Origin of the sequence: Clostridium arbusti SL206, assembly GCF_000246895.1 — a bacterium.
Taxonomy (GTDB): Bacteria; Bacillota; Clostridia; order Clostridiales; family Clostridiaceae; genus Clostridium_I; species Clostridium_I arbusti.
On record NZ_BAEV01000027.1, the window covers coordinates 1 to 14027 of the forward strand.

The window sequence follows — 14027 nt, forward strand, 5'->3', positions numbered from 1 at the left end:
CTTTAAGATACGATTTGTATTGACAGAAATACGGTTTAAATAATATAATCTAGTATAAACTATATTATATATGTTATTGATTTGTTGAAGAGGAGAATAGCTAATAAGAGATTTTTAGCGAGCTGAAGATGGTGAGAGTTCAGTAGTTTTTTATTAAAAATGTGCTTAAGATTATAGTATGTTTTAGGGGAAGCCCTGTGAAAAGAACCTTGGAAAAGCGTCAGAGGGAAGTATTTATCCTGATGAAAGCCGTTTATGCTGCGTTATAGCATCGAGTGGACATAATGTCAATCAGAGTGGTACCGCGGAATTATCCGTCTCTGCAATTTTTTTGCAGAGACGGTTTTTTTGTTTTACAACATCAATTTATTTATAGTTAATAAAAATTTATTTTATATGAGGAGAGTAATTATGGATTATAAGAAAATAGTTGCAGAGAAAATTAAAGAAAATGTGGAGTTAGAATTAGAAACTATTGAAAAGCTGATAGAAATACCACCTAAATCAGAAATGGGTGATTATGCTTTTCCATGTTTTTCATTAGCAAAAACTTTCAGAAAAGCTCCAAATATGATTGCGGCAGATATTGCAGAAAAGATAAATAAAGATGGTTTTGAAAAGGTAGAAAATTTAGGCCCATATTTAAATTTCTTCGTAGATAAAGGCATCTTTACAAAGAACACACTTGAAGAAGTACTAAAGGAAAAAGACTCTTATGGTGCTTCAGAAGTTGGAAAAGGAAAAAATGTTACTATAGATTTTTCTTCTCCTAATATTGCAAAACCATTCCATGTAGGACATCTATTTAGTACAGCTATAGGAAATTCTCTATACAGAATTTTATCTTTTGAAGGTTACAAGTGTATAGGAATAAATCATCTTGGAGATTGGGGAACTCAGTTTGGTAAATTAATTTGTGCTTATAAAAGATGGTGTGATAAAAAGCAATTAGAGAAAGAACCAATAAAAGAACTTTTAAGGATATATGTTAAATTCCATGAGGAAGCAGATAAAGATGAAAGTTTTGAAAATGAGGCTAGAATGTACTTTAAAAAGTTGGAGAATGGAGAAAGTGAAGAAACTGAACTTTGGAAAAAGTTTAGAGAACTTAGTCTTAAAGAGTTCCAAAATGTATATAAACTATTAGATGTAAAATTTGACTCCTATGCAGGTGAAAGCTTCTATAATGACAAAATGGATGCTGTAGTAGAAGAAATAGATAAAAAGGGTTTATTAGTAGATAGTAATGGTGCAAGAGTGGTAATGTTAGATGAATTTAATATGCCACCATGTATTATTAAAAAATCTGATGGAGCTACAATTTATGCTACTCGTGATTTAACTGCAGCAGAATACAGAAAAAATACTTATGATTTCTATAAGAGTATATATGTAGTTGGTGGAGAGCAAAAGCTTCATTTTAAACAAGTATTTAAAACTTTAGAACTTATGGGATATGATTGGGCAAAAAACTGTAAACATGTAAGTTTTGGTCTTGTAAAATTTTCTGATAGAAAACTTTCTACAAGAAAGGGAGAAGTAATTTTTCTGGAAGATTTATTGAATGAATCTATATCAAAAACTCTTGAAATTATAAATGAAAAGAATCCTGAACTTGAAAATAAAGACGAAGTTGCTAAAAAGGTTGGAGTAGGGGCAATGGTATTTACATATCTTAAAAATAGTAGAGAAAAGGATATCGTCTTTGATTGGAAGGAAATGCTTAGTTTTGATGGAGAAACTGGTCCTTATGTCCAGTATACTTATGCAAGAGCAAAAAGTATACTTAGAAAATTAGGTACTGCTAGTACCGAAATAAATTATGAAAAATTAAATACTTCTGAAGAATTTGAACTCATAAAGTTTATAGAAGGATTCCAAAAGTCCATTTTTAGTGCTATAGATAAATTAGAGCCTTCAATTTTAACAAGGCATGTTATAGATATTGCAAAGGCATTTAATAAATTTTATAATCTTCGTAAGATAGCTACTGAAGAGGATGAAGAAATTAAGAATGCACGATTAAAGCTTGTAGAAGCAACTTCACAGGTAATAAAAAATGGATTGTATTTATTAGGAATAAATACAGTGGAAAGAATGTAGAAGTATAGTATAATTAATTATATAAGTAATCTAAAAAATAGGCTACATACTAATGCAGCGTTATTTAAAGATAGCTGAGGGGGGATAAGAATGAATAATATATCATGGAGTAACACTTTACCTATGGTAATAGTGGTAATAGTAATAATGTTAATTTATAATGTACTTAGAAGGTTTATTTTTGATAAGTTAAGAGTAGTTAAATGGTCCAAATGGGTTGTACTTGCAATAGCTATACTATTGGGTTTATTAAATGGATATATAGGAAATAAGTTTAATCCAACTAGTTTGCCATATTATGTTTGCTTAGGTGTGTTTATAATTTCTATATTTACTTTTTTTGATCTTATGGGTTGGGGAAGAAAATCCTATGCACCAAAAGCAAATAAAAAAGATGATATTGTTATAAGACCTAAAGCAAAACCTAATAGAGTAAAAAATAGAAATAAAGATAATAATAATTAGAGAAAAAAGAGAGCTTTAGGGTTCTCTTTTTTTATTTTTAATCAGTGTCTAAATTATACCTATAAGCAATTGCGGATAATTAATATTAATGGATAAGGAATAATTTAGATTAAAGTATTGACAAATGTGATTAAATTATATATTATAAAACTATACCAAATGAGTATAGTTTATAGATGGATGTGAGAAAATGAATATCACTCAGGAAAGTGATTATGCAATAAGGGCAGTACTTATCTTGGCAAAAAATACAGAAAAAGATATTTTAGATGCAAAAACTATATGTGAACTTGGTAATATACCTTTGAGATTTTTGCTAAAGCTTTTAAGAAAACTTATTAAGGCTGGAATAATAAAATCTTATAGGGGTATAAATGGTGGGTATGCACTTGCAAAAAAACCAATAGACATAAATTTAAGAGCCATTATAGAAGCTATAGAAGGTCCAATAACAATAAATAGATGCTTATATGATAAAGACACTTGTTCTGCCGGTAAAGGCGATACCTGTGCAATTCATGCAGCATTATATAATGTTCAGTCAAAAATGATTGAAGAACTAGAAAAAGTAAATTTTGATGATTTGAAAAAGGGTAATTGGTGAGCTCAAAAGGGCAGCCTTTTATTTACAATAAAGTATACTAAAATAGTATACTTTATGAAAATTAAAATTTAACTTTTGTAAAACCAGCATAAATATACTTTTAAAATTTGAGGAGGAATTACAATGTCAATGTGTAAATCAGCAGATTGTAAGTTATGTGAATTTCTAGAGTCTAAGGAAGGTATGGAAACATCTTTTAATAGGGTTGAACAACAAAAAAACAAATGCAAGTTTGGTAAAGATGGTGTTTGTTGTAAATTGTGTTCTAATGGTCCCTGCAGAATAACTCCTAAATCACCTAGAGGTGTCTGTGGAGCAGATGCTGATACAATAGTGGGAAGAAACTTTTTAAGAGCTATTGCAGCTGGATCAGCTTGCTATGTTCATGTAGTTGAAAATACTGCTTGGAATTTGATGGAGATAGGAAAGGGAAAAGGAAATTTAAAGATAAAGAGTCCAGAGACTTTAGATAATTTAGCAAAAGCTTTTGGTATTGAAGAAGAAGACTTAAACAAAAAGGCTATAAAGGTTGCAGAAACTGTAATTTCTGATTTATATAAACCAAAATTTGAAAAAATGAAACTTGTTAAAAAACTTGCTTATGGACCAAGATTTGAAAATTGGGAGAAAAATGGAATATTGCCAGGGGGAGCAAAATCAGAAGTATTTGATGCAGTAGTTAAGACATCAACAAATCTTAATAGTGATCCTGTAGATATGCTTCTAAATGCATTAAGTCTTGGAGTATCAACAGGTATTTATGGACTTATGCTTACAAATTTATTAAATGATGTAATGCTAGGAGCACCAAAAATAAGAGCGGCAAAAGTAGGGTTCAAAGTTATAGATGAGGATTACATAAACATTATGGTAACAGGTCATCAGCATTCTGATATTGCCCATCTTCAAGAAAGGCTTATTGATGAAGATGTGAAGAAAAAAGCTGAAGCAGTAGGAGCAAAAGGCTTTAAATTAGTGGGATGCACTTGTGTAGGACAGGATTTGCAATTAAGAGGAGAACATTATCAAGAAGTATTTTCGGGGCACGCTGGAAATAATTATACAAGCGAGGCTGTTTTAGCTACTGGAGGTATTGATCTTGTAGTTTCAGAATTTAACTGTACTATACCAGGTATGGAAGATATAGCTGAAAAGTATAAAGTTAAAATGATATGTATAGATGATGTAGCTAAAAAGAAAACTGCAGATTACATTCCATTTAGTATGAAGGATGCAGAAGATATAAGTGAAACATTAATAGATGCAGCTTTAAATAGTTTTAAAGAAAGAAGAGGCTTAGTTAATATAGATATTCCTAAGGATCATGGATATGATGATGTAATTACAGGAGTAAGTGAAGGATCTTTAAAAGAATTTTTGGGTGGAACCTGGGAACCACTTATAAAGCTTATAGCAGAGGGTAAGATAAAAGGTGTAGCAGGAGTAGTAGGATGCTCTAATCTTACAGCTAAAGGCCATGATGTATTCACTGTAGAACTTACTAAAGAATTAATAAAGAGAAATATTGTAGTTCTATCTGCTGGTTGTTCATCTGGCGGACTTGAAAATGTTGGACTTATGTCACCATCTGCGGCAGAACTTGCTGGAGACAGTCTTAAAGAGGTATGCACGGCACTTGGAATTCCACCTGTACTTAATTTTGGACCTTGCCTTGCTATAGGTAGATTAGAAATGGTAGCTGTTGAACTTGCAAAAGCATTAAATATTGATATACCACAGCTTCCACTTGTACTTTCAGCACCTCAGTGGCTTGAAGAGCAGGCTTTAGCAGATGCAGCCTTTGGATTGTCATTAGGACTTCCACTTCATGTTGCTATTTCACCATTTATTGATGGCAGTGAGCTAGTTTCTAAAGTGCTTAAAGAGGATTTAGTTAATATCACTGGTGGAAAGCTAATAGTACAAGAAGATGTTATTAAAGCAGCAGATGAGTTAGAAGCTATAATAGAAGAGAGAAGAAAAAGTTTAAATATTTAATATTTCAATTATGGTATATAGATACAACTGTTTAAGGTTAATATGATATAATTAAATAAATATATCAAAACAAACATTTTGATGTTGTTTATTGTTTATAATAAATTAATAAGTTTTATCTAGTAATATGGGAGGTAACAGTGTATGGAGAATAATGCAAGTAAAGAAATAATGGATAAGTTAACTAAGACATGTATTTGCAAGAGTATATCTAGGGCTGTTATAAAAAATGCAATTAAAAGTGGAGCTAAAACTGTAGAAGATGTACAGAAACTAACAGGGGCAGGTTCAGGTGGTTGTAAGGGAAGAAGATGTACTCCAAGAATACAAATGCTTTTAGATAGTGAAGAATAAAATGTTGAATATGTAAGATTATTTTAAGCTGTTGGTTTTATAGATTTTTAATATTAATCTATAAAACCAACAGCTTCTTTGAAATAGCTTTTTATTCTGAATGTGGGTTTACAGAATATATAATTTATGATATAAAAATGTTAAAGTGAAATTTAGTTTAATAAAGAGGGTGTTCTCGTGATATATAAATTTAAATCTTATAGACCTGAAATACATGAAAGTGCTTTTATTGCAGAAAGTGCAGATATTATAGGAAATGTAGCTATTAAAAAGAATTGTAATGTTTGGTTTGGAGTAGTAATAAGAGGGGATGTTAACAAAATATGCATTGATGAAGGCACAAATATTCAGGATAATTCTACACTTCATATAACAAAGGGTGAAAGTTCTTTAGAAGTTGGTAAATTTGTTACTGTGGGTCATGGATCAATATTACATGGATGCAAAATAAGAGATCATTCATTAATTGGTATGGGATCCATAATACTAGACAATGCTGAGATTGGTGAATATACAATAATAGGAGCAGGTAGTTTAGTGACTAAAAACAAAAAAATACCTAGTGGGGTACTCTGCATGGGTAGACCCGCAAAGGTGATAAGGGAACTTACAGAAGAGGAAAAAGAAGGTTTAAGATTAAATGCAGAAGAATATATAGATATAATTAAGGATTATAAATAATGATATCATCGTTCATGAAAAATTTATAAAGGGTTTAACACTAAAATACAATTGAATTTAGTGTTAAACCCTTTATTATATGCACTTTTATTTTAAAGTTATATCTGTTGTTTATTGCTTTTCATACGCATAAAGATTTTTGCAATTTCATTTAATACAATAGTTATTAAAGAAATGCCAATGACAAATGTCCAATCGTATATAGTTAAATTAAATACGTTAAATAAATTTGCTAGAAAAGGTACTGTTATAACTATATATTGAAGAAATATACCTACAATTAAAGCTCCTACTAAGTATTTATTGCTAAATATTCCTATTTTAAATATAGACTTTTTAGGATGTCTCATATTAAAGGAGTGGAAAAGTTGTGAAACACTTAAGACTACAAAAGCCATAGTTTGTGCATGTTCACCTGTTCCATATACTTTTTCTCCATATCTAAATGCTATCAAAGTTAAAACACCTATCAGTATTCCGTTTAATATAAGATATATACTTGAACCTCCAGCAAACAAACTCTCTTTAGGATTTCTAGGGGGATTATCCATAACATTTTCATCTCCAGGATCTACACCTAAAGAAAGAGCTGGCAATGTATCTGTAATCAAGTTTACCCATAATATATGAATAGGCTTAAGTGGAGTATCCCAATTCAAGAGTATAGCCACAAATAAAGCTATAATTTCACCTAAATTACAGGATAGAAGAAATATTATAGATTTTTTTATATTGTTAAATATGTTTCTTCCTTCTTTTATGGCAGAAACAATAGTTGAAAAGTTATCATCTGTTAAGATCATATCAGAAGCACCTTTTGCTACGTCTGTACCTGTTATACCCATGGCTACACCTATGTCTGCAGTTTTTAGAGAAGGAGCATCATTTACTCCATCACCAGTCATTGACACTATATTCCCCTTGGATTTAAAGGCTTTTACGATGTTAACTTTATGTTCTGGAGAAACTCTTGCAAAAACCTTTAGTGAATCAATTTTAGTATTTAATTCATCTTGACTTAATTTATCAAGATCTGTTCCTGAAATAGTTTCATCGTAGTTTTCAGCTATGCCCAGTTCTTTAGCTATGGCAAAGGCTGTATTTTTATGATCTCCAGTTATCATTATAGTTCTAATACCAGATTGTTTACAGGTAGCTATAGAGTCTTTAACTTCTAGTCTTGGAGGATCAATCATACCTACTAAACCTATGAAAATTAAATCTTTTTCAATATCACCAACGGGTATATCTGAAGAATCTAATTCTTTATAAGCACTTCCAAGTACTCTTAAGGCATCATCAGACATATCATTTGAAGCTTTCATGATTTTAGTTTTTATATCTTCTGTTAAGTCCTGTATGTGTCCATCTATATTTATTTTATTAGTTATTTTAAGAAGACTATCAATAGCACCTTTAGTGTATACAATATAATTTTTATCATATTTATTCATAGTGGACATAAGTTTTCTATCAGAATCAAAAGGCACCTCATTTACTCTTACAGAAGAAGCTTCAAGTTCATTTTTTAGTATATTGAACTTTACACCTACTTCCAAAAGTGCTATTTCTGTTGGGTCACCAGTCTTTGAATTCTCATTATAAGTAGCATCATTACATAACATTATGTTATCTAATAAAAGCTTATAACTTCCATTACTTAAATCTAAATCATTAATAGGTTTTAGAGAATCATAAGTATAGAATTTTGTAACTGTCATTTTGTTTTGAGTAAGTGTTCCAGTTTTATCTGAACAGATTATGTTTACTGCACCTAGGGTTTCTACTGCAGGGAGCTTTCTTATGATAGCATTTTCTTTTATCATTCTTTGAACTCCAATAGCCAATACTATTGATACAATAGCAGGAAGTCCTTCAGGAATTGCTGCTACTGCAAGACTTATAGCTGTAAGAAACATTTCAAATAAATCTCTCTTTTGAATAACAGAAATTATAAATATTAAGGCACAAATTGCTATAGCAACAATTCCTAAAATTTTACTCAGTTCAGCTAGCTTTTTTTGCAATGGTGTAAGTTCACTTTCAGATTCATCTAACATTCTAGCTATTTTACCAATCTCAGTATCCATTCCAGTACTTGCAACTATACCAACACCTCTGCCATAAGTTGCTAAAGTTGAAGCAAAGGCCATATTCTTTTGATCTCCTAAGGGAATGTTTTCATCATGAAAACTAATGCTGGCATCTTTACTTGAAGGAACTGATTCACCTGTTAAAGCAGATTCTTCTATTTTAAGATTTGCACTCTCTATTAGTCTTAAATCTGCAGGGGTGTATCTTCCAGCATCTAAAATAACTATATCGCCGGGAACAACCTCTTCAGAAGGAATTTCTTTTAGGTCACCATCTCTTTTTACCACAGCTTTAGGAGTTGAGAGCTCTTTTAATGCCTCCATAGCTTTTTCTGATCTAAATTCCTGAATAGTTCCAACAATTCCATTTATAAATATTACAACTAAAATTATTATGGAATCACTTATTTCTCCCATGAAAGCTGATATTATAGCTGCTGCTATAAGTATAAATATCATAGGATCTTTTAATTGAGAAAAAAAGATTTGAAATATAGTCTTTTTTGATTTAGATGATAGTTTATTTTCTCCATATTTTTCCAATCTTTTTTTTGCTTCTTCAGAAGACAGTCCCTCATTAGGATTAGTATCTAGTTCTTTTAAAACTTCTTCTGATGTTTTATCAAACCACATTATTATATCCCCTTTCCATAATGTTTAATATAAATAAACTCAGATAATAAAAATTGTCTATAAGGCATGTGAAAATAAATAACAAGTCAAAGATGCGAGGCCTATTTTGAATTATACAAGGAAACAGGTTCTGATGATAGTGGTGCTATCAGAAGGTTCTGTTGACGTAGTAGGATTCAAAATAGACTAGCATACTGACTAGTTATTTATTTGAATATGCCTAAGATCCATTAATATTATCTGTAGAATAATTATTTAGATGTATGCTAATGTGAATTATGTATAGATATTTAATAATTTATGCTAATAATCTATACAGGTAGTATAACCTATAATTTCACATATAATTATGTAAATAAAAAAGACTTATGTATAACGGTATATATGTTATACATAAGTCTTACTATTTAATGCAAACCCAGATGAAATCATCGGATGTTGAATTTGCAACAGATGCAATCTGTTAGTTACTCCCTTATGCTTATGGATAAATTATACATAAAATATTATTTTGTGTCAAATAGAATTTGTTATAATACTAAATTTTATGTATTTCAAAATAGTGTTTGTATATTATTTTTATAGAGACTTGTACAAAGCTTTTTATATGAACATAAACAAAATCATGTTATAATTAAAAAAATAGATTTTATGGGGATGATTTTTTGGAAGTATCAAGAATTAGAAATAGGACTACCATGTCTCAGGAAAGGAAAAAAGTAGATTCTAAAAAGAATTTTTCTCAAAATTTTAATTTTGAAAGAGACAGAAGAAATGAAGATGATATGAAAGAACTTTTAGATGATATAAAAAAAAGGGGAAATAGACTTGTAATAAGCAAGTGCTATGCTGATGTTAAAATATATAAAAACTTAATTAAAGAGTATCTACAAGGTGTGCTGGATTGCATGTACAAGGTTAAAAATGAAGCTAGTTTTTGGCAAACACAATACTACATAACTGTAGATGTAATAGATAAAAAATTGGAGGAAATCACAGAAGCTGTTATAAGTGAAGAAAAGGGAAATCTAGATATAGCGTCCACTATTGATGACATACAAGGCCTTATTGTAGACATATATAAATAGTAAAGCTTTATTTAATTCTATTAGTCTGAAAAACTTTATTAACATTAATAGGTTACTTTTATGTAAATACAAATTGGGTAAATGATATATCTCCATTGTAGATATAATACTAATATATGAAGCTATATTTTTGTGATATATGGACTACATAATAATAGTATTATGTAGTCTATATATAGTGTATAAATAAATATACATATCATTTAATACTTATTTTAAAAGGATTTAATATATCATTTTTAGTCTATTTATCTATCCAAGTGTTAAAGCTAGCATCAGAAGGCATTCGCCAGTCTCCTCTTGGAGATAAACTTACAGTTCCGACCTTTGGACCATCAGGTACTGCAGAACGTTTAAATTGTTGTGTAAAGAATCTGGTAATAAATTTATTAAACCATTTTTCTATAGTTTCTTTAGTATAATCATCTTTAAATGCAATTTTTGCAAGATACAGTATTTTTTCTGGAGCTGCACCTTGTCTAACAAAGTAATATAAGAAAAAGTCATGAAGCTCATAAGGACCAACTAAATCTTCTGTTTTTTGTGTTATGGTATCTCCCTTACCTTTTGGTAAAAGTTCTGGACTTACAGGCGTATTTAATATATCTAACAAAATTTCAGAGGTAATAGAATCCATTTCTTTTTCAGCTACATATTTAACTAAATATCTTACTAAAGTTTTAGGAATAGAACAGTTTACAGAATACATAGACATATGATCCCCATTATAAGTACACCATCCTAAGGCAAGTTCAGACAGGTCACCAGTACCTATTAGAAGACCAGCTTCTTTATTGGATATATCCATTAGTATTTGTGTTCTTTCTCTTGCTTGAACATTTTCGTAGGTTACATCATGTTTTTCCACAGGATGACCTATATCTTTAAAATGCAAAAGGCAAGCATCAACTATATTTATTTCTCTAAGATCGGTATCTAAATTTTTGCACAGATTAATTGCATTACCATAGGTTCTATCAGTAGTACCAAAGCCGGGCATTGTTATAGTAAGTATGTTTTTCCTTGGTAATTTAAGCATATCAAAGGTTTTAATAATTACCAGTAGAGCTAAAGTAGAATCAAGACCTCCGGAAATGCCTACCACTGCTTTTTTTAGACCTGTATGTTCAATTCTCTTTGCAAGAGCTGCAGTTTGAATATTAAATATTTCCTTGCATCTAATATGACGGGTAGTCTCATCAGAGGGTACAAATGGGTGTTTATCGATAAATCTATCGAATTCTCCAATACTTAAATTTTCATAATTGAAGTTAATTGTTTTACATTTGAAGGGACAAATTTTTGTACTGTCACTGAAACTTACATTTTTTATTCTTTCCATATCCAATTTATCAAAATCTATAATAGAAGTTATAACTTGATTTTCTCTTTGAAATCTTTCGTTAGATTTAACTATTAAACCATTTTCTCCTATCAAAAGATCACCACTAAAGAGTAAATCAGTAGAGGATTCATATACTCCACTAGAAGCATATATATAGGAGCACATGCACCTAGCACTTTGGTTTGAAACTAGATTTTTTCTATAGTCAGCTTTACTTACTACCTCATTTGAAGCAGAAAGATTACCAATTATATTGGCACCAGAAAGACTTAAATAGGAACTTGGAGGAATAGTAACCCAGAGATCTTCACAAATTTCTAAGCTAAGTTTTAATTTGCCCGAACTAAAGATTAAATTTGTACCGAAGGGTATATTTTCTTGAAAAGGTAAATTTATTGATTCATCTATAATACCTAAACCTTCAGTAAACCATCTTTTCTCATAAAATTCAGTGTAATTAGGTATATAACTTTTAGGGACAATACCTAATATTTTACCATTGAAAATTGTAAAAGCGCAGTTATATGTACAATAGTTATGGATTAAAATTGAACCAACTACTATTAATATATCCTTTTGTTTTGAAAATGAACAAAGTTTTTCCAGCGCTTCGTAGGATTTATGAATAAGTTTTTGTTGATAAAATAAATCTCCACAAGTATACGAGGTTACAGAAAGCTCTGGAAATATTATAAGTTTTGAATTATCGTTTAACGCATTAAATACACATTCTTTTATATTTTCTATATTAAAATTTATATCTGAAACTCTAGTTTTGGGACAGGCAGCTGATACTTTTATAAAAGAATTAACCATTTATATTCACTCCATTTCTTATCATTAGATTTAATTTATTTTCTTAATATAGCTTAACATATTGTATAATTTATATTCAATATAATGTTATTCTGTAATATATATAATATAATAATTTAAATGCTTATATTAAATTGAAGAGAAGTGATGACATAAGAAGAGTTTTGGTTTTATAGAAGCTAAAACTTGCATAAGTGGTTAGAAATATCGTATAATGAGTATAGATAAAACTTCATTTGATGATATTAATACGATATTATAATCATATGTATTATAGAATATTTTATTTATAAGGGGGAATTAACGTGTTAGGGAAAGGGCCATTGGAAATCTGGATAATAATTTCTGTAGTTTGTCTAGTTATAGACTTTTTAACCTCAGGTTTCATGTTTGTATGGTTTACTATTGGTGGAATTGGAGCTATAATTGCATTATCATTAGGATATTCTTTTATTGTGCAGATATCTGTATTTGTCATAGTAACAGGAATTTCATATGCTATAGGGTATCCATTTGCAAAGAGAATTTTAACTCAAAAAATTCCGAAAACGCCTACTATGGAGGAGAGTTTTATAGGCAGAATTATTACAGCCGATAAGGATATCAAAGAAAAAGAGAAAATAAAGGTTGATGGTATATATTGGACAGTGAAAAATGAAGGACAGTATATATCAAAAAATGAAAAGTTCAAGATTATAGGTCTTGAAGGAAATAAGCTTGTTATTAAAAAAGAAGGAGATGGGGTCAAATGACAATTATACCTGTATTAATTATTATCATTCTTATAGTAGTTATATTATTAAGCTCTCTTAAAGTTGTTACTACTGGATACTTATATGTAGTGGAAAGGTTAGGACAATATCATAGAACTCTTCAACCAGGTTGGAATTTTGTAATACCATTTGTAGACTTTGTAAGGGGAAAAGTTTCTACAAAACAACAAATACTTGATATTGAACCTCAAAGTGTTATTACAAAGGATAATGTTAGAATTTCTATTGATAATGTTATATTCTTTAAGGTTATGGATGCAAAAGATGCTCTTTATAATATTGAAAATTTTAGATCTGGTATAATATACTCTACAATTACAAACATGAGAAACATAGTTGGAGATATGAGCTTAGATGAAGTTTTATCTGGAAGAGATAGGATTAACTCTAAACTATTAGAAGTAGTAGATGAAATAACTGATGCATATGGAATAAAGATACTTTCTGTTGAAATAAAAAATATTATTCCACCTGTAGAAATTCAACAGGCTATGGAAAAACAGATGAGAGCAGAAAGAGATAAGAGAGCAGTAATTCTTGAAGCAGAAGGTAAAAGACAAAGTGATATATCCATAGCAGAGGGAGAAAAACAAGCAAAGATTCTTCAGGCAGAAGCTGAAAAACAAGCTAATATAAGAAGGGCAGAAGGTCTTAAAGAAAGTCAGGAACTTGAGGCTGATGGTAAGGCTAAAGCTATTGAAATAGTGGCATTAGCTCAGGCAGGAGCTATATTGAAAGTTAATAAGGCCATATTAGATTCTGGAACTAATGAAACTATAATAGCATTGAAACAGGTAGAGGCATTACAGGAAATGGCTAAGAATCCAGCTAACAAGCTTATACTTCCCAATGAAACATTATCATCTCTTGGAAGTATAGCAGCAGTTGGAGAATTATTAAAAAGTAAATAAGGCATGTGAAAATAAATAACAAGTGAAATATACTAGTATACTGACTAGTTATTTAGTTGAAGATGCCTAAGATTGTATTTTAAACTGATATAAAGTGGCTATCTCATAAGGCATTAATATGCATTAGGGGTAGCCATTTTCTTCTTTTTTAATAACTCAACTT

Annotated in this window: 11 protein-coding genes; 9 read left to right on the top strand and 2 right to left on the bottom strand. The window is 30.0% G+C overall.

Going from position 1 to position 14027, the window contains the following annotated elements; translation table 11 throughout:
• The first annotated feature begins 411 nt into the window (after positions 1-411).
• The 6 genes from argS to RH99_RS06920 all read left to right on the top strand — a co-directional run bounded on the left by argS (position 412) and on the right by RH99_RS06920 (position 6205).
• Positions 412-2103 (top strand): arginine--tRNA ligase, encoded by a 1692-nt coding sequence (gene argS, locus RH99_RS06895; protein WP_010235769.1) that lies wholly within the window; start codon positions 412-414, stop codon positions 2101-2103.
• A gap of 90 nt (positions 2104-2193) precedes the next feature.
• On the top strand, positions 2194-2568 hold the full coding sequence (locus RH99_RS06900) for a hypothetical protein (RefSeq protein ID WP_010235772.1): 375 nt from the start codon (positions 2194-2196) through the stop codon (positions 2566-2568).
• Between the two features lie 190 nt (positions 2569-2758).
• A complete protein-coding gene (locus RH99_RS06905; RefSeq protein ID WP_010235774.1) occupies positions 2759-3172 on the top strand; it encodes an Rrf2 family transcriptional regulator in 414 nt (137 codons plus the stop codon).
• 123 nt (positions 3173-3295) lie between these two features.
• Complete coding sequence (gene cooS, locus RH99_RS06910; RefSeq protein ID WP_010235777.1) at positions 3296-5170, top strand: anaerobic carbon-monoxide dehydrogenase catalytic subunit; 1875 nt, start codon at positions 3296-3298, stop codon at positions 5168-5170.
• A 144-nt stretch (positions 5171-5314) separates the two neighbouring features.
• On the top strand, positions 5315-5524 hold the full coding sequence (locus tag RH99_RS06915) for a (2Fe-2S)-binding protein (protein ID WP_010235780.1): 210 nt from the start codon (positions 5315-5317) through the stop codon (positions 5522-5524).
• Positions 5525-5701: 177 nt separating this feature from the next.
• Complete coding sequence (locus RH99_RS06920) at positions 5702-6205, top strand: gamma carbonic anhydrase family protein (RefSeq protein WP_010235782.1); 504 nt, start codon at positions 5702-5704, stop codon at positions 6203-6205.
• A gap of 98 nt (positions 6206-6303) precedes the next feature.
• On the opposite strand, the gene RH99_RS06925 is transcribed toward RH99_RS06920, so the two are convergent.
• Positions 6304-8931, bottom strand: a complete 2628-nt coding sequence (locus tag RH99_RS06925) for a calcium-transporting P-type ATPase, PMR1-type (RefSeq protein ID WP_010235784.1) — start codon at positions 8929-8931, stop codon at positions 6304-6306.
• Between the two features lie 665 nt (positions 8932-9596).
• Here RH99_RS06925 and RH99_RS06930 point away from each other — a divergent pair.
• Entirely contained in the window at positions 9597-10019 is a 423-nt protein-coding gene (locus RH99_RS06930; protein ID WP_010235785.1) for a YaaR family protein, read from the top strand.
• 244 nt (positions 10020-10263) lie between these two features.
• Here the strand turns inward: RH99_RS06930 and RH99_RS06935 are convergent, their stop codons facing one another.
• Positions 10264-12180: an NAD(+) synthase gene (locus RH99_RS06935; RefSeq protein WP_010235788.1), complete on the bottom strand. Its 1917-nt coding sequence runs from the start codon at positions 12178-12180 to the stop codon at positions 10264-10266.
• Positions 12181-12485: 305 nt separating this feature from the next.
• On the opposite strand from RH99_RS06935, the gene RH99_RS06940 reads away from it, so the two are divergent.
• A complete protein-coding gene (locus RH99_RS06940) occupies positions 12486-12932 on the top strand; it encodes an NfeD family protein (protein ID WP_010235792.1) in 447 nt (148 codons plus the stop codon).
• A complete protein-coding gene (locus RH99_RS06945; RefSeq protein ID WP_010235793.1) occupies positions 12929-13864 on the top strand; it encodes an SPFH domain-containing protein in 936 nt (311 codons plus the stop codon). Before RH99_RS06940 ends, RH99_RS06945 begins: the two co-directional genes overlap by 4 nt.
• Positions 13865-14027 lie beyond the last annotated feature (163 nt).

Excerpts from the sequence above, each read along its gene's own strand:
- RH99_RS06915 (WP_010235780.1), top strand. The coding sequence starts at position 5,315 with ATGGAGAATAATGCAAGTAAAGAAATAATGGATAAGTTAACTAAGACA.
- argS (WP_010235769.1), top strand. The coding sequence starts at position 412 with ATGGATTATAAGAAAATAGTTGCAGAGAAAATTAAAGAAAATGTGGAG.
- cooS (WP_010235777.1), top strand. The coding sequence starts at position 3,296 with ATGTCAATGTGTAAATCAGCAGATTGTAAGTTATGTGAATTTCTAGAG.
- RH99_RS06900 (WP_010235772.1), top strand. The coding sequence starts at position 2,194 with ATGAATAATATATCATGGAGTAACACTTTACCTATGGTAATAGTGGTA.
- RH99_RS06945 (WP_010235793.1), top strand. The coding sequence starts at position 12,929 with ATGACAATTATACCTGTATTAATTATTATCATTCTTATAGTAGTTATA.
- RH99_RS06905 (WP_010235774.1), top strand. The coding sequence starts at position 2,759 with ATGAATATCACTCAGGAAAGTGATTATGCAATAAGGGCAGTACTTATC.
- RH99_RS06935 (WP_010235788.1), bottom strand. The coding sequence starts at position 12,180 with ATGGTTAATTCTTTTATAAAAGTATCAGCTGCCTGTCCCAAAACTAGA.
- RH99_RS06925 (WP_010235784.1), bottom strand. The coding sequence starts at position 8,931 with ATGTGGTTTGATAAAACATCAGAAGAAGTTTTAAAAGAACTAGATACT.